The 24,342-nt window shown below is 54.1% G+C and carries 22 protein-coding genes and 1 pseudogene; 11 read left to right on the top strand and 12 right to left on the bottom strand.

Features of this window, described 5'->3' with window-relative positions:
- Positions 1–19: 19 nt before the first annotated feature.
- From yghX to O1V65_RS03135, 4 genes are all read left to right on the top strand, one after another.
- Positions 20–907 (top strand): YghX family hydrolase, encoded by an 888-nt coding sequence (yghX, locus tag O1V65_RS03150; protein WP_227977963.1) that lies wholly within the window; start codon positions 20–22, stop codon positions 905–907.
- 128 nt (positions 908–1,035) lie between these two features.
- Positions 1,036–2,124, top strand: coding sequence for an ABC transporter substrate-binding protein (locus tag O1V65_RS03145; protein ID WP_017492583.1), 1,089 nt, complete (start codon positions 1,036–1,038; stop codon positions 2,122–2,124).
- An 87-nt stretch (positions 2,125–2,211) separates the two neighbouring features.
- Positions 2,212–3,981 carry an ABC transporter permease gene (locus O1V65_RS03140; protein ID WP_017492582.1) on the top strand — a complete coding sequence of 590 codons (1,770 nt, stop codon included), beginning with the start codon at positions 2,212–2,214 and terminating at the stop codon, positions 3,979–3,981.
- Entirely contained in the window at positions 3,974–5,044 is a 1,071-nt protein-coding gene (locus O1V65_RS03135; protein WP_017492581.1) for an ABC transporter ATP-binding protein, read from the top strand. The genes O1V65_RS03140 and O1V65_RS03135 overlap by 8 nt, the downstream gene beginning before the upstream one ends.
- A gap of 92 nt (positions 5,045–5,136) precedes the next feature.
- Here O1V65_RS03135 and O1V65_RS03130 read toward each other — a convergent pair whose 3' ends face one another.
- From O1V65_RS03130 to O1V65_RS03115, 4 genes are all read right to left on the bottom strand, one after another.
- On the bottom strand, positions 5,137–6,543 hold the full coding sequence (locus O1V65_RS03130) for a DUF2142 domain-containing protein (protein ID WP_084912278.1): 1,407 nt from the start codon (positions 6,541–6,543) through the stop codon (positions 5,137–5,139).
- A 16-nt stretch (positions 6,544–6,559) separates the two neighbouring features.
- Complete coding sequence (locus tag O1V65_RS03125; RefSeq protein ID WP_017492579.1) at positions 6,560–6,961, bottom strand: GtrA family protein; 402 nt, start codon at positions 6,959–6,961, stop codon at positions 6,560–6,562.
- Positions 6,958–7,905 carry a glycosyltransferase gene (locus O1V65_RS03120; protein ID WP_026110628.1) on the bottom strand — a complete coding sequence of 316 codons (948 nt, stop codon included), beginning with the start codon at positions 7,903–7,905 and terminating at the stop codon, positions 6,958–6,960. Before O1V65_RS03120 ends, O1V65_RS03125 begins: the two co-directional genes overlap by 4 nt.
- Positions 7,906–8,363: 458 nt before the next feature.
- Positions 8,364–11,078: an inverse autotransporter beta domain-containing protein gene (locus O1V65_RS03115; protein WP_269130152.1), complete on the bottom strand. Its 2,715-nt coding sequence runs from the start codon at positions 11,076–11,078 to the stop codon at positions 8,364–8,366.
- Between the two features lie 472 nt (positions 11,079–11,550).
- On the opposite strand from O1V65_RS03115, the gene O1V65_RS03110 reads away from it, so the two are divergent.
- The 3 genes from O1V65_RS03110 (at position 11,551) to O1V65_RS03100 (ending at position 15,128) form a co-directional block, all read left to right on the top strand.
- On the top strand, positions 11,551–12,510 hold the full coding sequence (locus O1V65_RS03110) for a D-2-hydroxyacid dehydrogenase family protein (protein ID WP_017494303.1): 960 nt from the start codon (positions 11,551–11,553) through the stop codon (positions 12,508–12,510).
- Between the two features lie 123 nt (positions 12,511–12,633).
- Positions 12,634–13,851: a pyridoxal phosphate-dependent aminotransferase gene (locus O1V65_RS03105; protein ID WP_165429325.1), complete on the top strand. Its 1,218-nt coding sequence runs from the start codon at positions 12,634–12,636 to the stop codon at positions 13,849–13,851.
- On the top strand, positions 13,851–15,128 hold the full coding sequence (locus O1V65_RS03100; protein WP_227990204.1) for a Zn-dependent hydrolase: 1,278 nt from the start codon (positions 13,851–13,853) through the stop codon (positions 15,126–15,128). The genes O1V65_RS03105 and O1V65_RS03100 overlap by 1 nt, the downstream gene beginning before the upstream one ends.
- A gap of 5 nt (positions 15,129–15,133) precedes the next feature.
- On the opposite strand, the gene O1V65_RS03095 is transcribed toward O1V65_RS03100, so the two are convergent.
- The 6 genes from O1V65_RS03095 to O1V65_RS03070 all read right to left on the bottom strand — a co-directional run bounded on the left by O1V65_RS03095 (position 15,134) and on the right by O1V65_RS03070 (position 19,836).
- On the bottom strand, positions 15,134–15,805 hold the full coding sequence (locus tag O1V65_RS03095; protein WP_269130151.1) for a GntR family transcriptional regulator: 672 nt from the start codon (positions 15,803–15,805) through the stop codon (positions 15,134–15,136).
- 78 nt (positions 15,806–15,883) lie between these two features.
- Positions 15,884–16,687: a transporter substrate-binding domain-containing protein gene (locus O1V65_RS03090; protein ID WP_017492739.1), complete on the bottom strand. Its 804-nt coding sequence runs from the start codon at positions 16,685–16,687 to the stop codon at positions 15,884–15,886.
- Between the two features lie 74 nt (positions 16,688–16,761).
- A complete protein-coding gene (speB, locus tag O1V65_RS03085) occupies positions 16,762–17,712 on the bottom strand; it encodes an agmatinase (protein ID WP_165429323.1) in 951 nt (316 codons plus the stop codon).
- Positions 17,713–17,729: 17 nt separating this feature from the next.
- Complete coding sequence (locus O1V65_RS03080; RefSeq protein ID WP_017492737.1) at positions 17,730–18,386, bottom strand: amino acid ABC transporter permease; 657 nt, start codon at positions 18,384–18,386, stop codon at positions 17,730–17,732.
- Positions 18,383–19,186: an amino acid ABC transporter ATP-binding protein gene (locus O1V65_RS03075; RefSeq protein WP_017492736.1), complete on the bottom strand. Its 804-nt coding sequence runs from the start codon at positions 19,184–19,186 to the stop codon at positions 18,383–18,385. Before O1V65_RS03075 ends, O1V65_RS03080 begins: the two co-directional genes overlap by 4 nt.
- Entirely contained in the window at positions 19,183–19,836 is a 654-nt protein-coding gene (locus tag O1V65_RS03070) for a DUF1989 domain-containing protein (protein WP_017492735.1), read from the bottom strand. Before O1V65_RS03070 ends, O1V65_RS03075 begins: the two co-directional genes overlap by 4 nt.
- A 127-nt stretch (positions 19,837–19,963) precedes the next feature.
- Here O1V65_RS03070 and O1V65_RS03065 point away from each other — a divergent pair, with 127 nt between their 5' ends.
- Positions 19,964–20,929 (top strand): hydroxyacid dehydrogenase, encoded by a 966-nt coding sequence (locus tag O1V65_RS03065; protein WP_017492734.1) that lies wholly within the window; start codon positions 19,964–19,966, stop codon positions 20,927–20,929.
- 9 nt (positions 20,930–20,938) lie between these two features.
- Here the strand turns inward: O1V65_RS03065 and O1V65_RS03060 are convergent, their stop codons facing one another.
- On the bottom strand, positions 20,939–21,709 hold the full coding sequence (locus O1V65_RS03060; RefSeq protein ID WP_269130150.1) for a LamB/YcsF family protein: 771 nt from the start codon (positions 21,707–21,709) through the stop codon (positions 20,939–20,941).
- A gap of 202 nt (positions 21,710–21,911) precedes the next feature.
- On the opposite strand from O1V65_RS03060, the gene pxpB reads away from it, so the two are divergent.
- From pxpB to O1V65_RS03045, 3 genes and pseudogenes are all read left to right on the top strand, one after another.
- Positions 21,912–22,634, top strand: a complete 723-nt coding sequence (gene pxpB, locus O1V65_RS03055; RefSeq protein WP_269130149.1) for a 5-oxoprolinase subunit PxpB — start codon at positions 21,912–21,914, stop codon at positions 22,632–22,634.
- Positions 22,631–23,599 (top strand): 5-oxoprolinase subunit C family protein, encoded by a 969-nt coding sequence (locus O1V65_RS03050; protein ID WP_017492731.1) that lies wholly within the window; start codon positions 22,631–22,633, stop codon positions 23,597–23,599. The genes pxpB and O1V65_RS03050 overlap by 4 nt, the downstream gene beginning before the upstream one ends.
- 139 nt (positions 23,600–23,738) lie before the next feature.
- A pseudogene (locus O1V65_RS03045) lies at positions 23,739–23,852 on the top strand (helix-turn-helix domain-containing protein); the annotation flags it as partial.
- A 108-nt stretch (positions 23,853–23,960) separates the two neighbouring features.
- On the opposite strand, the gene tmaR reads toward O1V65_RS03045, so the two are convergent.
- On the bottom strand, positions 23,961–24,293 hold the full coding sequence (tmaR, locus tag O1V65_RS03040; RefSeq protein ID WP_017492729.1) for a PTS system regulator TmaR: 333 nt from the start codon (positions 24,291–24,293) through the stop codon (positions 23,961–23,963).
- Positions 24,294–24,342 lie beyond the last annotated feature (49 nt).

Raw genomic sequence — 24,342 nt, 5'->3', positions numbered from 1 at the left:
CTTAACATCGGGAGTTGCCATGACACGTCTGACCGCCAAAGATTTCCCCCCTGAACTGCTTGAACTCTATGACTACTACGCCCACGGTAAAATCACTAAACGCGAATTTCTGTCAATGGCGGCCAAATACACTATGGGTGGCATGGCCGGTATGACGTTGCTCAGCGCCATGAGCCCTGACTATGCGCTGGCGCAGCAGGTCGAATTCACCGATCCGGCAATTGTGCCGGAATACATCCACTACTCATCGCCGCAGGGCAATGGCGAGGTGCGGGCCTATCAGGTTAAACCCGCCGGGGCGACCGGTAAGACACCCGCCGTGGTGGTGGTGCATGAAAACCGCGGATTGAATCCCTACATTGAAGACGTGGCGCGGCGCGTAGCGAAGGCCGGATTTATTGCGCTGGCCCCCGATGGGCTGACGTCGGTTGGGGGTTATCCGGGCAATGACGAGAAAGGCAAAGAACTTCAGCAGACAGTGGATCCCACCAAGCTGATGAACGACTTCTTTGCCGCGGTCGATTTTATGATGCACCACCAGCAGACTAACGGCAAAGTCGGTATTACCGGTTTTTGCTATGGTGGCGGCGTCGCGAACGCGGCCGCAGTGGCCTTTCCTGAGCTTGCCGCGGCAGTGCCTTTCTACGGTCGGCAGCCCAAAGCCGAAGACGTTCCGCGCATCAATGCGCCTTTATTGCTGCACTACGCCGAACGGGATAAAGGCATCACCGACGGATGGCCTGCCTACGAGGCCGCGCTAAAGGCGGCGGGAAAAACCTATAAAGGCTACGTTTATAAAGGTGCGAACCACGGTTTCCACAATGATTCAACGCCGCGCTACGACAAAACCGCCGCCGATCTGGCCTGGGACCGCACGATTAAATGGTTCAGGCAATATCTGGTCTGATTGAAACAGACGAAAATCGCCCAGCCTCACAAAACGAGAAGATAAAGAATCAACATCGTTGCGCCCTACTGCACATCCCCTATAAGTTTAACTTTATGTTTCCGATATGTAACCAAGGGTTAAAACTTATGTTAATTAAATTCAAAATATCTCTGGTGGCGCTGTTAGTTATCGTTTCAACTCAGGCCTTGGCCGACCTGCCGCAGGGTTATCCTGCGGATTATCAGAAAACGGTAGAGGGAGCAAAGAAAGAGGGAAAAGTGGTGGTCTATTCGACCACCGATACCAAAGCGGCCGGGCCGTTGATACAAGGCTTTGAGGCCGCCTATCCGGGGGTAAAAGTCGAATACAACGACATGAACAGCACCGAACTCTATAACCGCTACATCAGCGAGCAGGCTGCGGGCGGCACCAGCGGAGACGTGGTGTGGAGCTCCTCAATGGACACCGCGCTGAAGCTGGCCACCGACTACGCTGCAGAATATGCTTCGCCGGAACAAAGCCAGCTTCCAAAGTGGGCGGTCTGGAAGAATAAGGCCTACGGCACCACCTACGAACCGGTGGTGTTTATCTATAACAAGCGGCTGATCCCAGCGGGTGATGTACCCGATTCCCATGCTGCATTGGCGAAGCTGATTGCAGGCCAGCCCGACAAATTCAAGAAGAAAGTCACCACCTATGACATCGAAAAATCGGGGCTGGGCTTTATGCTTTCGGTGCAGGACTTCAAGGCCGACGCTGACTATTTCAAACGCCTGGCGGACATTGCCAAAGGCGGTCTGACGGTCCAGTCCTCTACCGGCACTATGATGGAAAGGGTCTCATCGGGTGAAAACCTGATTGGCTTTAACATCCTCGGCTCTTACGCCGAAGCACGCGCCAAAACGGATCCTACGCTCGGCATCGCCTATCCCAAAGACTATACCCTGGTGCTCTCAAGGGTGAGTTTCATCACCAAAGACACGGCCAACGCCAACGCGGCGAAACTGTGGCTCGACTACGTGCTGTCCGAGAAAGGTCAGAACATTTTGGCAAATCAGGCCGATATCCCGTCCATTCGCCACGATATCGACGGTAAAAACGACATCGATGGCATGACCAAAATGCTGGGCAATGCCCTGAAACCCATCCCCGTCGATGAATCGCTGCTCGAATATCTGCAACAGAAAAAACGTCTGGACTACATCAAACAGTGGCGTGAAGCCGCGGCAAAATAAGGGCGTTTACACCGATGACCCAGGCTTTCTTCTCAAGCAGGAGAGAGCCTTAACTCGCTGACTTATAAAAATGATAGGGACTCCTGCATGCGTAGTTATCTTCGGAAGTGGCAGAGCCTGCCCCGCAGCGTCGTCGTGGTCATAACCGCGTTGGTTATCTATGTGCCGCTGTCGTTTATCGTGATTCAGAGTTTCCTCTCGGCACCGTTCTTCTCCCCCTCCAAAGTCTTCAGCCTGGAATCGTTCGAATTTATTTTTACCGATCCCGATTTTTACAAGGCGCTGAAAAGCGGATTTATTCTGGCCTTCGGCCTGGTGGTTATCGCCATCCCGCTCGGCGGGATCCTGGCGTTTTTGATGGTCAGAACCGACCTACCGGGCCGACGATTTATCGAGCCGCTGATTCTGGTGCCTATCTTTGTTTCACCGATGGTGCTGGGATTCGGGTATGTGGTAGCGGCAGGCCCGGTCGGATTCTTCTCGCTGTGGGCCGAGTCGCTGTTTGGCTTCGTACCGTGGAATATCTATGCGATGTCGAGCATCGTGGTGATTGCCGGACTCACCCACGTTCCTCACGCCTACCTCTATATTTCCTCGGCGCTGCGCAGCGTCGGGTCTGACGTCGAGGAGGCAGCGCGGATCGCCGGTGCTTCCCCGCTCCAGGTCATGACTGCTGTAAGCCTGCCGATGGTACGTCCGTCAATTCTCTACGCCTGCGTGCTGCTATTTTTCCTCGGGCTGGAGGTCTTTGGGCTGATGCTGGTCCTGGGAGACCCCGAGGGTAATCTGGTGCTGGCAACCTACCTGTATCAGCTCACCAATAAGCTGGGCACGCCTTCGTATCATCTGATGGCCGCCGTCGCGGTGGTGCTTATTGGCATCACGATTCCCCTGGTGATGCTGCAACGCCGCCTGATGCGCACCGCTAACCGCTTTGTGACCATGAAAGGCAAAGCCTCGCAGGCACGCGCCCTGCCGCTGGGAAAATGGCGCTGGGTCGCAGGCGCGGTGGTCGTTTTCTGGCTCACTATCACCATCGGCGTTCCTTTGGTCGGCGTGGTGCTGCGCGCGTTTATTTCCAACTGGGGCGTCGGCGTGTCGATTTGGGACGAGATGTCACTCAACACCTTCCGCACTATCTGGCAGCAGCCCAACCTGCTGCGGGCGATTGTCAACTCGATGGCCATCGGCGTTATCGGCGGCGCGCTGGCGGTGGTGTGTTATCTGTTTATCGGAATTGCGATGCACCGTAAACCGGACGGGGCGACCCGCTTTCTTGACTACAGCGTGCTAGTCCCACGGGCGGTGCCGGGGCTGCTGGCGGGGTTAGCGTTTCTGTGGGTCTTCCTGTTCCTGCCGATGTGGCTGGACAGGTCGCTTAAAGACGGCTGGCTGTCGGTTTTGCCGTTCGCCGATGGGTTGCGCGAGCATTTCATTGTCTGGCTGCGGCAACTGCGCAGCACCATCTTCAGCGTGTGGTTAGCCTACACGGTGGTATGGATGGCCTACGGACTGCGGTTAATCTCCTCCACCCTGCTACAGGTTGCGCCGGAGCTGGAAGAGGCCGCACGCAGCACGGGCGCGACGCGCGGACAGATAACCCGCCACGTGACTATCCCCCTTTCACGCTATGGGTTGATCGGTTCCTGGCTACTGATGTTCCTGATTTTCGAACGCGAATATTCCACCGGTGTTTACCTGCTTTCGCCGGGTACCGAGACTATCGGTTCGATGCTGGTATCGCTGTGGGCGGCGGGGGCAATCGATATTGTTGCCGCGCTGTCTTTTATCAATATTCTGCTGGTGGTGCTCGGTTTGGGGATTGCCCTGCGATTTGGAGTTAAATTACATGATTGAACTGACGGTCGAAGATCTGCATTTAACCTATGGCGACAATCCGGTGTTGAAAGGCGTGTCAATGACGCTGCGTCGCGGTGAGGTGGTCTCCCTGTTGGGCCCTTCCGGCAGCGGAAAAACAACGCTGCTGCGGGCCGTCGCCGGACTTGAAAAGCCGACTCAGGGGAAAATAGTCATTGGCCAGAATACCGTTTATGCCGGGACGCCGCGTAGCGAAATCCCGGCCGAGGAGCGCAATCTCGGTCTGGTATTTCAGTCCTACGCGCTGTGGCCGCACAAGACGGTGTTCGAGAATGTTGCTTATCCGCTGAAACTGCGCAATACGGCGTCGGCGGAGTGTAAACAGCGGGTGCAGGCGGTGCTTGACCAGCTTGGGCTCGGTCATCTTGGCAATCGGCATCCGCATCAGCTTTCCGGTGGGCAGCAACAGCGGGTAGCGATTGGTCGCGCGCTGGTCTATAACCCGCCGGTTATTCTGCTCGATGAACCGCTGTCGAATCTCGATGCCAAACTACGCGAGGAGGCCAGGGTATTTCTGCGCGAACTGATTATTAAACTCGGCCTGTCGGCGCTGATGGTGACGCACGATCAGAATGAGGCGATGGCCATCTCCGACCGCATTTTGCTGCTCAACAACGGCAAGATAGAGCAAGAGGGCACGCCTCAGGAGATGTATGGCTCCCCCGCTACCCTGTTTACCGCCGAGTTTATGGGCAGCAATAATCGGCTGCACGGTAAAGTCACCGAGATCCGCGACGGCATGGCCAGGATTGAAGGCAAAGACTGGACATTATGGGGTAAAGCGGCGCAGAGCCTCCAGGCGGGAGCGGAAGGAACCGCGGTTATCCGCGTCGAGCGAGTGCGAATAACCGACCAGCAGCAGGATAATCAGCTCGAGCTCGCTCTCCTGACCAGCATGTATCTTGGCGATCGTTGGGAATATCTGTTCCGTACCCAGGCCGACGATTTTGTCATTCGAGCCTATGGTTCGGATACCCGAGAAGCCGCGCTTTGTCGCCTGACCCTGCCGGCTAACGATGTCTGGATATTCCCCAAAGCCTAAATGATAAAGGCATGAGCCCGGAAGGGTCTCATGCCTTTTATTAACCGTCACATCAACTCAGCTTTTACCGCGAGCTGTTTATCCCCCCCGCCTTACCAAAGGAAATAGCGGTTTTGCGAATGATAAATAATCCGGCTGCTCTCGGTGATATTGCTCGCGTATCTGTCCGCCATTGAGACATAAATCGCCGCAACGGAAAGAACAAAGGCAATCGCCAATGGCCAGAAATAGGCCTTAGGGTTCGAATAGTTAAATTTGAATGCGTAGGCCAGCATCGCCAGTGGGATAAGGAAGTAACGCCCCTGCACGCCTGCAACTTCAACCGCCGGGAACGGTGACCACTGTGCCAGCAGTGCGAGGAAAATTAGGAACACGGCGGCGATGGTGATCAGGATAATAAACCACGCCGTCCATTTCTCGCTGACCACTCTGTCCTTCACGAAGGTTTTCAGAATCATGAAAATAATGAAAACGGCGAAAATAACCGTGAATTCAATTCTGATGGTCGAGTCCAGCACCCCCAGTAAACCAATAAAGGTGATGAAATAGGTGGCGACCAGCTTCGCATCGGTCAGCGTATGGACTAATACCTTAATCACTTCCAGCGGATGAGAAATGTAGTACTTGATAACGTCCGTGGCCTCGACGCCGGGATGCAGCGTGACCACCGTATTGTGCGTGGTCTTTAAGGCAAACACCGTCCAGCCCAACACCGCAACCGTGGTAACCACAAACCAGACCAGATTGATTTTTCGTTTGTTGAGGCCGAAAAGCCAGAGCGGCAACAGCACAAATGGCAGCAGGTTAGCGCGCGATCCCGCCAGGAAGAATATAAAAATGCTCATTAACGTCACGAGCGAGTTGTATTTTTCCGAGACAGGATTTTTCACCAGATTCATGAAAATCGACATCGCCAGGATAGCGAAGCTAATGCTAAGTCCGTCTATCGTCGGCGAGAAAAGTTGATACAGCGACATCGGCAAAATAAGCGTTGCCAATGCCAAAGGCGGTATTGGGTAGATTCTCCAGGCCAACAGTATAATCAACAACGAAACCGTAAAGGTCACCGTCGAGGCAAAGAAATAGGTCTGATAAAACGTCAGTCCGGCCTTTTCTGCAATTGCTATCGTCACCGCCTGCGGCGTATAAACCGCGGGGAAATAATAGGCAACGTTAGGCATTGCATAAAACGCGTTGCTGCCCGTAAAGGTCAGATCCTGAAGCTTATTGACGTAGTTTGAAAAGTCTTGCGGATTAAACGAGTTTTCGATGGCTTTCTCAGCCGCACCAGCCTCGATGATGGCATTATCTATCTCGCCGCCCGAATTAGGCTGTCCGACTAAAGTGAAATATCCATTTGCCAGCGCGGCGCTGCGCGAGAAGTGATTTACCTCATCCGGTGAGGTCAGCGGCGGCTTTTTGTTAAATACCAAAAAAAATGATGAATATATAATCAGCAGCGCGAGTGGAAAAATAAGTAGCTTACTTTCTCTCTTCATTTATCAATCCTTTACCTTAAGAGTGCTGTTTCTTATAAATCAGTTTTTTCGAAAAAGTGAAGTTGGTAATCATCCCGGCCAAACTTCCTACAGCGACGCCCAGAATAGGATACTCGCGCACAAGAATGCTCGAGTTCACCATCAGCACATAACAGCCAATATTGATACAGCCCCCCACCAGCATCACCAGAAAATAGAGAGCAAACTCTTTGCTTCTCCTGTGGGTGACCTTTGATTTCGCGAAGGTAATGCTTCTATTCAGTAACCACGTAGCAATCACTGCACAGATGAAAGAAATCACCCGCGCAAAATAAAGACCGAGTGAGTCCTTCAACAAATAGAGCACGCCGGCGTCGACGAGAAACCCGATACCGCCGATCACCCCGAATTTAAAGATTTCTAAAATCGTGCTTTTCATCGCGGTTCATGGGTATTAGTGGTGGATAAATAGAACAGACGCTTGCTCTCTTGTCTTCCGATGGTGACGTTATCAAGGATTAAGCCGCAGGCTAACGACAGGAAAGAGGCCAGCATCAGCATGGCAGAAAGCAAGGCGGTAGGCAGTCTTGGTACCAGTCCTGTCTGCATGTAGACGTAGAAAACGGGAAGAGAAAGCAGAATAGAAACCACAAAGAAGCAGGCTGCAATCAGTCCGAAGAAGATAAGCGGCTTCTCGCGCATAAACAGCCTGACGATGGTGCCAAGTATTCTAAAACCGTCGCGATAGGTCGAAAGCTTACTCTCGGAACCTTCAGGGCGCTCGCCGTAGGCGGTAGACACCTCACCGTAGGGCATGCGCAGTTCAAGGGCATGTACGGTAAGTTCAGTTTCGGTTTCAAAGCCCTGTGAAAGCGCCGGGAAGGATTTGGCGTAACGGCGGGTAAAGGCGCGATAGCCGGAGAGCATGTCGGTAAATTTACCGCCGAAGATTTTAGTGACGCTCTGTGTCAGAACCTTATTACCTAGCTGGTGCCCAGGGCGATAAGCTTTATCGGCAATATCGGCAGTGACCTTGCGGCAGCCAACAACCATATCCAGACGATCGTCAATCAGTTTATCAACCAGCTTATGCACTGCCGCCGCTTCATAGGTGGCATCACCGTCAACCATGACGTAAATATCGGCATTCACGTCGGCAAATATGCGTCTTACAACGTTTCCTTTACCCTTTTCATTAACAGAAATAACCGTTGCCCCCGCTTGAAGAGCCACCTCTTTGGTTTTATCTGTCGATAAGTTATCAAAGACATAAATAGCAATCTCGGGCATGGCATTTTTAAAATCAGTGACGACTTGCTCGATGGTTTGAGCTTCATTATGACATGGTATGACTAGAGCAATGCTTTTATCTCTATATTTCATATTTTCACCGGATTTGTTGCCTGTTTGATTGATAGTGGGAAGAATGCATGGCGTCTTTTTTTTCTTGTTTTTCAACGCGAGGGCGATTCACTCTAAAACTTTGCATGATAGTTGTAAAGATTTTAACTGACAAAGCCAAATTATGTGAAAAACTTTGTATTTACCCCCATAAAACATGACATTGGAATCAATGCACTAGACTAATAATTTACTTTCAGCAAGTTATTAATGAGTTATTTTTTGAAGGGAATAACGACCGTGAAGAGGCAGAGGGTATTCCCCTGAGGATGACCGGTAAAGGTTGCCAGAGGAAGGATTTAGTTTAAAAGATTGAAATATTATATAATAAAAAAAATACCCTCCTTCCGGAGGGTATGAATAATCATTTAGCTGTTGATCAACGCTCTCTTTCACCATCAATCACGGTGAGTGATGGTCAGCTTTTTCATGATTACGGTCTAGTCACTAGTACTAATACCCAATAATGTTTCAACTCTGCCAGCAGTAGCGGTAAGAACAGCTGCGGAACTTGACATTATCACCTGACCTGTAAATATCGCCCTGCCCTGAGAGTTGGTCAATACCGTTTTTTTATCGAGGGATATAACAGGAATTGAATACCTAACAGTTACCTCCTTATTTTTAATCACCTTACCGGTCTTGTCTTTCACTATAGCGGTCAGTGTTATGTTATCGCCTACCTTGTAATTTTCCTTGTCAGACGTAAATTCGATTGAAGCAGCCTCTGCCACAGTAGCGGCAGTGAAGGTAAGCGTTTTATTCTTAGAAGATTTGTTTCCCGATTTTGCGCGCAATATAAAATCTCCCACCTTCTGGCTGGTGATAGTGGCGGTCGCTATACCGTCGATATCGGTGCGCGTGACATCAGTTATATCAAGCTCATTGCCTGTAAAGTCAACAACTTCATCTTTCAGAGGCGAGCCGTTGGCATCCCTAACCGTTACCGAAGCGACAATGGGTTGCTCTACCTCCACGAGGGTTAAATCCGTTGTTAAATCGACCACTGCAACCGCAGCTCCAGCCTCGGTGAAACGAAGTTCCTTACTCAATACGGTGCCAGAGCCAACTTGTGCGGTTGCCGTAAACTTACCTGCGGTTTGACTGGTCATCTGTGCAACAGCCTGCCCATTGGCATCGGTTGTTTTTTCACCAGCGCCATCAAGCCCCGTACCACCGAAGCTGACCGTGGCATTTTCCACTGCTTTGCCGTTTTTATCGTGAACCGTCGCGGTCAGCTGAATGTTCATGCCTACTAGCGTGCCTATTGCGTTCGCATCAAGCTGCACTACGTTGTTAGCTTCGACTACGACTGCCTGCAGTGTTAGCGGGGTTTCAAATAACGTCGCGCCGCCCAGTGAGGAAACGAGCACCACCTCGCCAGCCGTCGAACCTGCCGTAACGTCGGCCGTATAAGTTCCCGCTGTTGACGACTCGGTAAACTTCGTGAAAGTCACAAGCTCACCCGCACGGGTAGTGGATTTGATTTTCAGCTGAAGTTTATCAGCCACCCCTTTAACCGGGTTCTTGTCTTTGTCGGCCAGCATTAGCGTGATTTTAGTGGCAGAAGTCCCGTTTGCCGGCAATATCGATTCCGCCATAACCGCTGACGAATTGCCAATATCAGCCTCTTCATGAACCACTATCTTGGCCTGCATCGGGTTGGACTCGCCGCCACGGGTGTCAATTGCGGTTGCGGTAAGCAGGTAGGTATTATTGGTCGCACTATTATAAGCAGGCAGTTGAACCGCGGCGTCCTTCGCTAGCGGATTAATGATTGTGCCTCCTGCCTTAACCAGTTCGTCCGCAACGATGCGCATCTTCTCAAAGCCGTGCGTTGAGGAAACCTCTATCTCAAGAGGTATGACTTGACCGGCTTTACCTTCGAGGGAACGCGCCATCGACAGCTTAATCAGCGTCTGTTTACGGTAATCGAGCACGATACGATTATTACGTGAAACGAGGTCATAACGGCCTCCCTGCAGGCTTCGCATAGCCGCTACCTGTGACGGATCGAGCATTGCGGCCAGAGAACGACTGAAATCATAGTTGAGCATCAGCCTGACAATATTGTCTGCCTTACCACTCGTTATCGAGCGATGTTCACCTTCAAGGGTGACCAACGGAATCGGGGTCCAGTTAACTGACGCACTCACCGCCGAGGGGTCGCTCTGCACCTCGCTGTGATTAATTAACGCCACATTTTGACCGTAATATTGTTCGTATTTCAGCTTACCGCCAATCTGTGGATAGGCAGGGATCCAGCTCTGAGCCTCAATGTCCCAGCCGTTAGCAGGGCGCTCCTCGAGGTCAGTGCCGTCGCGAGACTGATGCCATTCGGTGAGTCGCAGATAGCCATTGGCAGAAAGACGCAGGTTGTCGGTCCACCACTCGGCACCGATACCCCAGCGGCGGTTTTTGCCGGTCATGTCGTTATCAAGAAACACGTTGGAACCCAACATCCAGGCGTCGGCAAAATAGCGCGTACCGAGCCCGAGGTTGAGCGTCTGGCGCGAGTCAATGCGACGCAGGCCCAACTGGGTAAAAAATAGATTCTCCGCTTTATTGTCATACAGCGGGACAAGAACATCGCCCGCTATTTCAGATGTCGATGAACCTAACCCCGTTCCAAGCGTTATACGTGAAGAACCGCCCAGCTTATTTAGCCAGCTTTCTGCCTGCTGCCCGGCAGCCTGACTTGCCAGGCTCGAAGCATAACCGGTCGCCACTTTGTCTGCCGAGATTGGATTACGTCCGTCAAACTGACTACCTGCCGCCGTAAGATGTTTTGCGGCAAGGTTAGCGGTATTATCAGAGGATGCAGGCACCGCGCCAGTGGCCGGACCCGGCAAATAAATCAGGGTACCGACGGGAGCAGCAAGCAATGCATTACGGGAATTAAAGGCAAAGGAATTAATATCCCATACCTGATCAATTTGCAGTTTATTATTTTTAAGCAGTGAAGCCGTGGTTTCCCCCGACTGCAACCTATAGCCATGTACCAGTTTGCTGCCCGAGTCTATTACGCCGGCCCTGGCCTGGGCGCGATCGGTTGAAGCATTCGCCTGTTGGCTTAATGCCAAGGGCAACATAACCTGCAAAGAGATTTGCGACCAAACTAAAAACGCTCGACGTTTTGGAAAGATTACTTTCATAAATTAAAAGTCCTTTTAATTTTTATTATTAATTTAATCTGAGGCTCGAAAATCCGTAAATCATTAATAAGCCAAAGATTAACGAGTCCATGTTATTTACTTTACCTAAATCAAAAAAATAGAGTGCGCGTCAGAAAAAAATGCACACGGCAGCATAATGCTTAATAGTTCACGCCAAGGAAAGTTATTTCATTAACATTAAAAATTAACAAATAAATAACGTAAAAAGTGATAGTAAAAATTAATAATTTATAATTAAGCCGAAAAAATAATCAATATCCCTTTATTATTTTCAGCAATCAGCGAAAATAGATTGATATTAACTTTTCGGTAAAATCGGGGGGGGGTAAATACGACGAACATTTATTGTCATACAATCTGACAGTTTTCGCCAGGCTTGTGCCTTTCCAGCTTATCACCGTACTGCTATAACTTTTAGGAAATCCACTCCCCCTATCTCAGAGAAAATATCATGACCCTGCGCTGCGTTATTCTTGACGATTACCAAAATGTTGCGTTATCTCAGGCCGACTGGTCAGCGCTCAGCCCCAAGGTTGAAACGCTGGCGTTGCATAATCCCCTTCACGGAATTGAAAAGCAGGTCGAGGCGCTGTTTGATGCAGATATTGTCGTGATCATGCGTGAACGTACGCCCTTTACAGCAGAACTGTTGGCTAAGCTGCCAAACTTAAAGCTGCTGGTCACCTCCGGCATGCGCAATGCTGCCATCGATTTGGCCGCCGCCACGGCGCAAGGCGTCACGGTTTGCGGTACCGGCAGCGGGTCGACGGCTCCCATGGAGCTCACCTGGGCATTGATCCTTGGATTGGCGCGCCATGTCAGCGTCGAAAACCGCTCAATACGCAATAGCGGCCCCTGGCAAAGCACGCTGGGCGTCGGACTGCACGGCAAAACATTGGGATTGATCGGCCTCGGCAAGATTGGGCAGAAAATGGCGGTTATTGCACAGGCTTTTGGCATGAAGGTTATCGCCTGGAGCCAAAATCTTACCGCCGAACGTGCAGCAGAGTTCAACGTTGAATTAGCCGAATCGAAACGGGTACTGCTGGAAAATAGCGATTTCGTTTCTCTGCATCTGGTGCTCAGCGATCGCAGCAGAGGGATCCTTGGCGCTGAAGATTTCGCGGCGATGAAGCGCAGTGCTTTCCTTGTTAATACCTCGCGTGCTGGATTGGTGGATCAGGATGCGTTGCTCGACGCGCTAAACACCCAGCGGATAGCCGGGGCTGGGCTCGACGTGTTTAGCCAGGAGCCGCTACCGGACAATCATCCTTATCGTCACCTGCCTAACGTGCTGGCGACACCGCATCTGGGTTATGTCTCCGACGACAACTATAAAATTTACTTTAACGAGGCCGTTGAGGACATTCAGGCGTTTATTGCCGGGCAACCGGTCAGAGTTTTGGGTTAAGTAAAACTGCCTCAACTCATCAAAAATATTTGAGCTCGACACAAATATTATTCGCTTTTCATCAACGTTTTGATGGGTGAAGATTGAGTTCTGTGAACTCCATCACTCACCCATGAGACGCCGATGAACCCTGCTCATCCTGAACAAAAACTGGCGGCACGCCTGTCATCAGTCACCCCATCCGTCACGCTGGTGATTTCGCAGCTGGCGCGTCGCCTGGCTTCGCAAGGGCGTGACATCATCAATATGAGTTCAGGTGAGCTGGATTTTGATACTCCGCAGCATATTCAGGACAGCGCTTTCACGGCGATGCAGGCTGGTCAGACGCGCTATACCGACGTCGGGGGCACCGCAGAGCTCAAGGCCTCGATTATCGAAAAGTTTGCGCGAGACAATCACCTCGCTTACTCCGCCAAACAAATCATCGCCAGCACCGGTGCAAAACAGATAATCTTCAACGCCTTTTTAGCAACGCTCGACGCAGGCGACGAGGTCATCCTAAATGCGCCCTACTGGGTGTCTTATCCTGACATGATACGTCTGACCGGTGCCGAGCCGGTCGCTGTAGTCCCCGCACCGCATGAAGGTTTCAAGCTGACGCCTGCGAGCCTTGCCGCAGCATTAACGCCTCATACGCGCTGGCTGCTGCTCAACTCGCCGGGTAACCCGAGCGGGGCACTTTATTCCACCGATGAGCTGCGTGCGCTGGCCGAGGTGCTGAAAGATTATCCGCGTGTGCTGGTGATGTCCGACGACATTTATGAACACATTGTCTATGAAGGGGAGTTTGTCTCCTTCGCCACTGCCGTCCCCGAGATGGCCGATCGAACCCTGACCGTCAACGGCGTATCCAAAACTTACGCCATGACCGGCTGGCGTCTCGGTTTCGCAGGCGGCCCCGAGTGGCTTATCGCCGCACTGGCGATGTTGCAGTCTCAAAGCACCTCCTGCCCTAATGCGATTGCTCAGGCTGCGGCCATTGCCGCACTTGATGGCCCACAGCATTTGCTCGCCGAATGGTGCCACCGTTTACGCCGCCGTCGCGACAGCGCGCTGAACATTTTGCGCCAGTCGCCTGACCTGTCGGTCGAGACGCCCCCTTCAGCCTTCTACCTGTTTGTCGGCTGTGAAAAGCTGCTCGGCAAGACGACGCCGACGGGCAAGACACTGAACAGTGACCTCGACGTAGCGGAATATTTTCTCGAACACGGGGGCGTTGCCGTCGTTCCCGGCACGGCATTCGGCATGGCGCCGTATTTTCGTCTGGCCTACAGCATCGCCGATGAAGACGTTAATCGCGCCTGTCAGTTGATGGTCAACGCCTGTGAGGCCCTGCTTTGATGAACAGCATTGAACCGGATTTCGCCCTGGCGGCAGAGCTGTTTGAAAAACTGCGTCGCTCAAGCTTTGACGGCGTGGGCATAACCCGTGACTCATACGGCAAGGGCGAGCAACGGGCGCACGACCTGCTGGCTCACACCGCCGAAACATTGGGTCTCAGCCTCTCGCGCGACGCGGCGCTGAACCTATATATGACCCTGCCGGGGCGCAATCCTCACGCACCGCCGGTTATCACCGGATCGCACCTCGACTCGGTCCCGCGCGGCGGAAATTTCGACGGTGCAGCCGGTGTCCTGGCCGGTATTGCGGTGCTTGCAGGTTGGGTGCGAGCCGGTTTTCAGCCCGACGTGAGCGTGACGGTGATGGCCATCCGCGCCGAAGAGAGCGCCTGGTTTCCCCTCTCCTATCTCGGCAGTAAAGCGGCATTTGGACTGATAAACGCCGGCAATCTCGAGACCCGACGCGCCGACAACGCCCGAACCCTGGCAGAACACCTTCAGGACTTGGGCGGCGACGGCCAACGCTTGCTGGTCAGTGAACCGAGGCTCAGCGCCGCCAACGTGAACAGCTTTATCGAACTACACATCGAACAGGGTCCGATTCTTGAGGATGCCGGTCAGCCGCTGGGAATTGTGACCGGCATTTGCGGTAGCCTGCGCTATCGTCAGGCCCGCGTTTATGGTCAGTATGCACACTCAGGAGCCACGCCGCGCCTACATCGTCACGATGCCGTCGTCGCAGTGGCCGAGCTGATAACCGGGTTGTATCAGGACTGGGCCATGCTCGAGGAGCAAGGCCACCAGCTTACAGTCACCAGCGGCCAGTTATCAACGGACGCACAGCAGGCAGATTTCAGCAAGATAAGCGGCGATGTGAAGTTTTGCGTTGATTTTCGCTCAAGCAGTGTGGAAACGCTGGCACTCATCGACCAGCATCTTCACCAAAGGATAGCGCAGATAACGGCACGTCACGGCGTGAGCTTCGAATTGGGTGAGCAAACGCGCAGCGCACCGGCCAAGATGGACATCAAGCTGCAACGGCTGCTGCATAACGCGGCTCGCGCGCTGTCAATCCCGGCCATGACACTGCAAAGCGGAGCCGGGCACGACGCCGCACTGTTTTCGACCCAGGGCGTGCCGAGCGCGATGGTGTTTGTTCGCAACGCCAACGGGAGCCACAATCCCGACGAAAGCATGGCGCTCGACGACTTTGCCGCCGCCGTACGCGTGCTGGACGAAGCGTTACGCAACCGCAGCCTCACCGCCGTCGAAAGGTGAAGTGTTTACAGCTGGCTCAATCGACGCACAATGCTCTCACGCACGTTGTCGATGTGTCTGGCCGCCGCGGCCCTTGCGCCGTCGGCATCACCGCTGCGCAGGGCGGCGATAATCTCGAGATGCTCATGATGGCCGCTGACAAAGCGCTCGGGCACCTGACGCAGGTTAAACATGCGGGTTTTCAGGCGCAGGCTCTCAATGTACTGCGTCAGCAGCTGGTTGCCGCTGTAGTGCGCCAGCGCGTTATGCAGACGACTGTCAATCTCCCAGTCCTCCTGGGGGCTAGGCGTTTCGTCGGCCAACAGCTTGTTGATCCCCGCTTCAATGGCCTCGAGCTCGGACACCGGTACGCGCCCTGCCGCGAGACTGGCCGCCTCTGACTCCAGCGTGCGCCTGACGTGCAGCGTCTCTATTAGCTCACGAATTGAAAACTCTTTTACCACCGGCGTTCGTCCCCCGGCGCGAATAATAAAACCTTCGTTTTCCAGTCGGTTAAGCGCATCGCGCACCGGCGTGCGTGAAATATTCAGCAGTTCCGCCAATCGCCTTTCCTGCAGCACCGTATTTACCGGCAGCTCCCGGTTTATCAGCATATTCAGCAGCACTTCATAGGCCTTGGTGCTGAGATTCTGCTCGCGTTCACCAATCAAATCAGCAGGTCTTTTGATGGAATCCATGGTGTCATTTCACATTAACAAGACTGATAAAAAAGGCAGGCACGGAGGCCTGCCATGCTTTAACTCACGCTTCGGGCGTTACTGAGGCAGCGTGCGTACCGGGTCTTTCGGCGCCGGATCGAAGCCCACAATCGGGGTCACGAGTTTAGCATAGGTGCCATCGGCCTTCATATCCGCCAGCGCCTTGTTTACCGCAGCGACCAGGTTTGGTTTTCCTTTTTTGAAGGCGAAACCTTTCTGAATAACGCTCACATAGTCAGGCGTTTGCGTTAACGGCAGATGCATATCCTTGATCAGATAAGCGTTGCCGATCGAGTCGTTGATCACGCCATCGATATTGCCGTTCGCCAGATCCTGCACCGCCGCCGTCACGTCGATATAGTTCTTGAGCGTCGCGCCGTGGTCGATAGCCAACTGGGCATAAGTTGAAGAAACCTGCGCACCGATGCGTTTGCCTTTCAGGTCTTTGGCCGACTTGATGTCTGATTTTGGTGGAATAATGATGCGGCCACCGGACTCTATCCAGCCGTCGGAGAAGACGATAGCCTTCTGACGTGCGGGTGTAATGTCCATCGCCGCACTGCTCATATCAAACTGATTGGCCTGCAGGCCGACCAGAATAGAGTCCCATTTGGTGATAACCGGCACGTATTCGAGATGTAAACGGCGCGCAACCTCTTTCATCACGCGGATCTCCAGACCGTCGAGCTGGCCGTTAGCGCTACGCATGCTGAACGGCGGATCCGTGCCTTCGGTTGCCACGCTCAGTTTGCCCGGAGTGAGCAGCTCAAGTTTCCCGTCAGCATCGGCTGCCGTAGCTAAGAAAGGCGTCGCCATGGCAGCAAGAACGGTGGCAATACTTAGAAAATGCTTAATTTTCATGATGTCACTCTCTGGTAATAGATGAAGGAAATACCCTGTGTGTTGCAAAAATCGTCATGCTGTAACGCGCGCACTTATGCCGCGCGTTCACTGGCCAGCAAGGCTAAAAGCTCGGCCATTACCGTTGCCCCGAGCAACGAGGTAATTTGGCCTGGCCCGTCATACATTGGGCTGATTTCGGTCACGTCACAGCCCACCATGTTGATGCCCTTCAGGGCACGCAGTAACAGCAGTGCCTCGCGAGCGCTCGGCCCCCCGGCCTCCGGCGTCTGCACACCCGGTGCGAAAGCAGGATCGACAAAGTCCATATCAAAGGTGATAAAGGTCGGGCGACCGGCTGTGCGCTCGGCGATGCGCTGCGCCATCTGTTTAATCCCTAATTCGAACATCTGGTCGGTGGTAAACACCTCGTAACCCAGGTCGAGCGACTGGGTAATGTCGGAGGTGCGGAACAGCGATCCACGAAGCCCTACCTGAATGGAATATGCAGGATCGACGATGTCCTCTTCCACCGCACGGCGAAACGGCGTGCCTGCGCTGTAGCGTTTATCGGCGAAATATTTGTCCCAGGTATCGCTGTGCGAATCGAACTGCACCAGGGCCAGCGGCCCATGGACTTTGGCGACGGCGCGCAGCTCGGCCAGGGTAATCGAGTGGTCACCGCCGATACCGCACGGCACGACCCCCGCGCTCGACAGGGCATACACCGCTTGCTCAATGCGCGCCAGGCACTCCTCCTCGTAGCCCGGCACCACCGGCGCATCGCCCGCATCGGCGCAGCGAAGGGTATCGAACACGTTGATATCATTACGATAAGGGTTGATCGGCCGCAGCATGGTAGACATCGCCCTGACCGCATTGGGCCCGAAACGCGCCCCGGTGCGAAACGGTGCGCCCGAGTCTGACGGCAGACCAATAATCGCCGCATCAAGCTGGCTCAAATCGGTCGCCATCGGCAGGCGCATAAAGGTCGGCACGCCGCAAAAGCGCGGAGTTTCCAGCGAGTCGGTGGGTAAAACACTCATAAATCACTCCGTATGAATTAGCTAAAACGGGCCTGGCGACGTTCAAGCCAGTCGGAAAGCTCGGTAAGCAGCGTGGTTAGCAGCAGGTAAATCAGCGCTGCTGCGATATAGAACTGGAACGGTCGAAAGGTGGCGGAAATAATGGTCTGTGCGTACAGCGTGATATCCACCACCGTGATGGTTGACAGCAGCGAGGTGTTCTTCAGCGTCGAAATCGCCTCGTTGGTCAGCGGAGGCAGCACGACGCGAAACACCTGCGGCAGGACAATGCGGCGCATGATTTCACCCTTGCTCATGCCGAGCGCCGAGGCGGACTCCATCTGGCTGCGCGGAATCGCCTTTAGGCCAGAGCGGATGATTTCGGCCACGTAGGCCCCGCTGTTCAATGCCAATGCCAGCACTCCGGCGACAAACGGCGACAGATGGATGCCAATTTGCGGGAAACCGAAATAGACCACAAACACCTGAATAAGCGCAGGCGTACCGCGAATAAACCAGATATAGAAACGCCCCATACCGCGAAACAGCCTCACTTTGGAGGTCTTGGCGCTCACGGCCATAAAGCCAAACACCCAGCTCAGAATGATGGTCGAAATGGTGATCAGCAGAACGGTCCACGATGCTTCGAGAAATCCCATGCCGTAGGTGTTGATGTCATCCCAAAGTTGGTTCATGGGTGATTCTCCTGCTTGCTTTTAAAATCATCATGCAAAATACGGCTGAGGAACTGGCGCAAACGCGGGCTCTCAGGATGGTGTAAAACCTTGCTCGGTGCGCCGTCTTCCGCCATTACCCCTTGATCGAAAAACACCACGCGGGAGGAGACGTCGCGGGCAAAGGCGATTTCGTGGGTCACCAGCAGCATGGTCATCCCTTCTTCGGCCAATGATGCCATCAGAGACAGCACCTCGCCCACCAGCTCGGGGTCGAGCGCCGAGGTGACTTCATCAAACAGCATCAGCTGCGGCTTCATTGCCAGCGCGCGGGCGATGGCCACACGCTGCTGCTGGCCGCCGGAGAGCTTCGCCGGATACTGATGACGCTTCTCATACAACCCGACGCGGCTGAGCAGACTTTCGGCCAGCTCGATAGCCTGTTTACGCGGCATTTTTTTTACCCGCAGCGGGGCTTCAATGACATTTTCGAGCACCGTCATGTGTGGCCACAGGTTGTAGCTCTGAAACACCATCCCGATGCGTGCGCGCAGCAGGCGCAGCTGCTCTTCGGTCGGCTGTGCGCGAGCACCGTCTCGAAAATCGAAGGCGAATTCGTCAAAGTTCATGAAGCCGCTCTGCGGCATTTCCATCACGTTGAGGCAACGCAAGAAGGTACTTTTACCCGAACCACTGGCACCGATAATCGACACCACTTCGCCCTTGTGAACGTCCAGCGCCACGTTTTTGAGCACGTGCAGGTCACCGTAGCTCTTGTTTAACTCTTTAATCGTCAATAAAGGGGCAGATGCTTCACTCATTTGGCCTCCTCCGGCACGCTTTTCGCATTGTCGTCAGAGACGTCGAGCCCAATATCGGCCGGCTGGCGCGATGCGCCGTTAATTGGCGTAATGTCCTGTGGGCACGCGGAGAGCACCACGTAGATATCGGCCTCGGCGCGCAGTTGCAGCACGTCACCGGCGACGGAGCGCGGCGGCACGCGGTCTAGTTCGCCCGCTTCGGTAATCGGCACGTTCATAAACAGGTTGAGCGAGGCTGGAGTAAAAGGCAGCGTGATGCCCTTCTCGCTCAGCGCCTCATGGAAATTATCGGTGCAGCTGCGGTGATACGTCTCACAACCCAACTCGCGATAAATTGCGGCATTACAGGGGCAGAGCAGTGTGTCGTGACGCCCCGGGGTGGTATCAGCGGTCAGGGTAAACATAGGACGACGATAGATGCTCACCACCGGCATGTTCAGCGCGTAAAACAGGTTGCTGTTAACCGAACGTGTATGTTCCATAGATGAATATTCAAAGGGGTCAGACTGCATCACAGCCCAAGTATCAACAACTTGATTTCCCTGGAGATTGGTAATGCTCAGCCGCTGACCTTTCTGTAAGGCTACAGCGGTCCCTCGCGTGGCATCCAATACAAAACTGGACAGAGATGAGTCGTTTTTGGCGGTCATACAATTCCTCTCGCTATAAAAAATGACTGCTGCTATTTTTGGTATTCCAAATTGGAATTCTTTTGGTATACACAAGAAATGCAATTAAAATGCCAAGCCGACTTATTCATCAAAAAAGAGTGAAATAATGAGCAGACGATTTTGCCTCATCCCCCAGCCGATCCATGAAAGCGGCGTCAGGCAACTCAGGGAAAACGGGATCGAACCTTTGGTAGGCGAAGCGGCCTGCGAGAGCGCACCGATCGAAGACGTGGTGGCGGCCATCTACCGCAGCGGTCAATTTTCACGCACCAGGATGGTGCAATTGCCTAATTTACGGGCAATCGCGGTCCACGGCGTCGGCATCGACGGTATCGATTTGCCAGGGGCCAATGAATTAGGCATTGCGGTATTTAATACGCCAGGGGCTAACAACCGTTCGGTCGCCGAGCACGCGATTGCGCTAATGTTTGCCTTGACCAAGCGGATCCCAGAGTCGGATCGTGCCGTCCGTGAAGGCAATTTTTCATTTAGATTTGAGGGCGGACTGCGTGAGTTGTTGGGTGCCAGGCTGGGCGTCATTGGCTTCGGCGCGATTGGTCAGTTGACGGCCAAACTGGCGCTTGGCATGGGCATGCAGGTACAGATATTATCCCGCCGCAGCGAGGAAGAGTTGGCAGCGCTGGGCCTGCAGAAGGCGCACAGCCTCGAGAGTCTGCTTGCCACAAGCGATGTGGTGTCTCTGCACGCTCCGTCGTTACCTGAAACCCAGCATATGATTGGCGCCGAACAGTTAAAGACAATGAAGCCGTCGGCCTTTCTGATTAACACCAGCCGCGGGGCGTTGGTCGATGAAGCCGCGCTCATTACCGCGTTGCAAACGGGACAAATCGCCGGGGCCGGTCTCGATGTCTTCGCGGTTGAACCCCTGCCCGCCTCCAGCCCGCTGACGCAGCTATCGAACGTGATTTTAACCCCGCACGCCGCCGCGTCGGCCGAACAGGCGTTGATGCGTATGGCGAGCGCGGCGGTCAGCGGCGTGCTCGATATTCTCGACGATCGCGCGCCAGCCTCATTAATTAACCCGCAAATCTGGGAGACGCGCCGCCGCTAAGAGCTTGCGTCAGGCAATCACTTTTGCCATCGACGCCAGCGTCAGACCATTGCCTTCGAGCAGCGTTCGCAGCTGGCGTGCCATCTCGACCGCACCGGGCGTGTCGCCATGTACGCAGATACTGTCGATACGCGTCGGCAATTTTTTGCCATTGAGCGTGATAATCGCCCGGCTCTCGAGCATTTGCATCACGCGGGTAGCGGCCTGCTGTGGGTCATGAATCACCGCCCCCGGCAGTTTGCGTGACACCAGCGCCCCCGTCTCGGTATAGGCGCGATCGGCGTAGATCTCGCGCACCAAACGCAGACCGATTTTCTCGGCGGCCTTCTCGGTTTCCATGCCTGGCATCACCACCATGATAAGCGAGGGATCGACGCTGTGAATCGCCTTCGCTACCGCCATAGCCAGCTGGGGATCTTCCGCCGCCATGTTGCCCATCGCGCCGTGGGTTTTCACGTGCTGGAGCGGATACCCCATACTCTCTGCCAACGCTTTCAGGGCACCAATCTGATAGACAATCTGTCGCTCAATCTGTGCCGGAGACTCACCGAGGATCTGACGGCGACCAAAGCCCTGAATATCCATAAAGCTTGGATGCGCGCCCGCGCCAACGCCGTTGGCTTTAGCAGCGCTCAGCGTCTTGAACATCACGTCAGGGTCTCCGGCGTGAAATCCACAGGCAATATTGGCGGAGGTCACTATCTCGAGCATCTCGTCGTCTTCGCCCATCTTCCAGGCACCGAAACTCTCGCCCATATCGCTGTTAAGGTCGATCAACATTTTTCACGTCTCCTGATGAATGCATCATTGGCACCGTTCTTGCGTCACCGTTCCTACGTTTAGTCAGCAAGGCGATGAGTTAGAAAATCTATGCAAGAGTACGGCCAGTTTTGAGCCGGTGTCTTGACAGTACTTTTTTGGTATGCCAAAAGTATTCCACAATAAAAATAATTTAAGAAGATTTTTGATCGGGGAAAAACAAGTGAATGAAACGCAGATCCCGTGGCGGATCCTACCGATCGCCGACCAGGCGGTGTACGTCGATTTTGGCGACGTCATTGATGAGAGCATTAATGCGCGCGTGACCGCCCTGGCGTCTCGCGTTCGACACGGCAATATCCTGGGCGTGACCTCGCTGGTACCGACCTATCGCGCGCTGACGGTCGGCTACGATTCGACCAAAACGCAGCAGACCCGACTGATAGCGACGTTGACCGAGCTACTGTCTCAGCCGGACGACGAAGCAGAGCCGGTAAGGCTGTGGACCATTCCGGTCAACTATGGCGGTGAACAGGGTATCGACCTGGCGTGGCTGGCGCAGTCGCATGGGCTGAGCCAGGAAGAGGTGATTGAACGCCACGTCGCGGTGTCGTATCGCGTATACATGATGGGGTTTATGCCAGGATTCGCCTACCTCGGCGGCCTGGATCCTCTCCTGCATACCTCGCGCCGCGAGTCTCCGCGTTTAAAAGTTCCGGCGGGCAGTATCAGCATCGGCGGCATGCAGACGGCGGTAGGCTCGGTTGAGGCACCCAGCGGTTGGCATCTGATCGGCCGAACGCCGGTACGCAGCTTCGATCCTGAACGCGCCGAGCCTTTCCTGTTTCGAGCCGGTGACCGCATTCGCTTCGCTCCCATCTGCGTTGAGGAATACGTGCATCTCCTGGCACAGGCTGACTTTTTACCCGAGTGGAGGTGGCAATGATCAACGGCTTCGAGGTGTTATCTCCCGGTTTGTACACCACCCTGCAAGACCTGGGGCGTTTTGGTTTTGAGGACTGTGGCGTGCCGCCTTCGGGCGCGATGGACGAGATGAGCTTTGCCATCGCCAACGCGCTGGTCGGCAATGACCCGGCTACCGGCGCGCTGGAGTTTACGCTGACCGGTGCAACGCTGCGACTGACGGGCAGTCAGCCGTGTTCTTTTGCGGTCACCGGCGATGTGGCGATGACCCTCGACGGCGTGGCGGTCGCGCCCTATCGTCGCCTGACGCTCTTGCCCGGCAACCAGCTGCGCATTACCCGCACACTCAGCGGCGCACGCGGGTATCTCGCGGTGGCCGGTGGCTTCGACGTCAAGCCGGTTATGGGCAGCGTCTCGACCCTGATGCGCGCAGGGTTGGGCGGCTTCAACGGCCGACAGCTGCAAAAAGGCGATTGGCTACCGCTCGCCCCTGCCCCACACCGCACTATTCTCGATACGGGAGAACCGGAACAGCGGCTCATGCCGCAGCGCGAACGCCGTCCTATTCGCGTCATCGCCGGGCCTCAGGACGATCATTTTGACGCACAGGCGCTGCGTGAATTTTTGAGCAATGAGTATCGTGTCAGCGAGCAGAGCGATCGTATGGGTTATCGGCTTAGCGGTCCGCCGATTGCACACAGCAAAGGCTTCAATATTGTTTCCGACGCTATCTCACGCGGCAGCATTCAAATACCTGGTAACGGCCAGCCGATCGTCGCCATGAACGACAGGCAAACCACCGGCGGCTATCCGAAGATTGCCACCGTGGTGCGCGCCGATCTGGCACGCCTGGGTCAGGCTAAACCCGGTGATCGGCTCCGCTTTGAGACCGTCAGCGTCGATAAGGCTGAGTTACTGTGGGCCGGTCGCCAGGCATTGTTAGACGCATGGCTGAATAAGGTCAGGCGCGCCGCTCAGCCCGCCTAATGCTGCTTTTTATACAGTAATATCGCCAGCCATGGGCCGCCCAGCAGGGTAGCCATTAACCCGCTGCGCCAGCGGACCGCCGACTGTGTAATATTTGCGAGATGATGCTGATTTCTGTGCAGAATAACGCGAAGCTCGAGGGTCGAGCGTGAACACGATTGCTGAACAGCTGGGCTACCAGAGTCCAAGCGCATTTATTTCAATGTTTAAGAAGTCGTTGGGCGAAACGCCACAGAGATACTTGAGGAATTAAAGAGAGAGTCACAGGGTTTTACAGCAAGGATGTTGGGGAGCCTATAGAAATAAAACGCAGCTCCCCTGTTCTGGCCTTCCTCCTGCGGGCGGAGGAAGGAGAGTCGTATTACTTGGCGTCGGTGGCTTTGACTTCGCCCATCGCCTTCAGCGTTTTCGACATTTCACGACGTTCTTTAGACAGGTCAGCGTTTTTAATGATGTATTCATCGACACGATCTTCATAGTCGCTGCGCATGTTGGCGATGATGGCCTGCACGTCATCAATGCTCATTCCTTGCTTGATGTAGTCACTCAGGTTGTCGAGCAGCAGAACACGTTTCTGGTTATCGCGGATTTTCTTTTCGTTATCGACAATTTCACGCTGTAGTTTGTTTTTACGACGAAAAATACGCACAAACTCCAGTACGTCCTGGAAACTCGGCTTAGTAGTATTATCCATTTTCACACCTTCGATTAAGTTACACAGATTCATTTACTGACTGCCCGCA

This window comes from Rouxiella badensis, from assembly GCF_026967515.2.
Lineage (GTDB): Bacteria > Pseudomonadota > Gammaproteobacteria > Enterobacterales > Enterobacteriaceae > Rouxiella > Rouxiella badensis.
The sequence above is the reverse complement of the archived record's forward strand: the minus strand, read 5'-3'. Positions and strand labels throughout refer to the sequence as shown.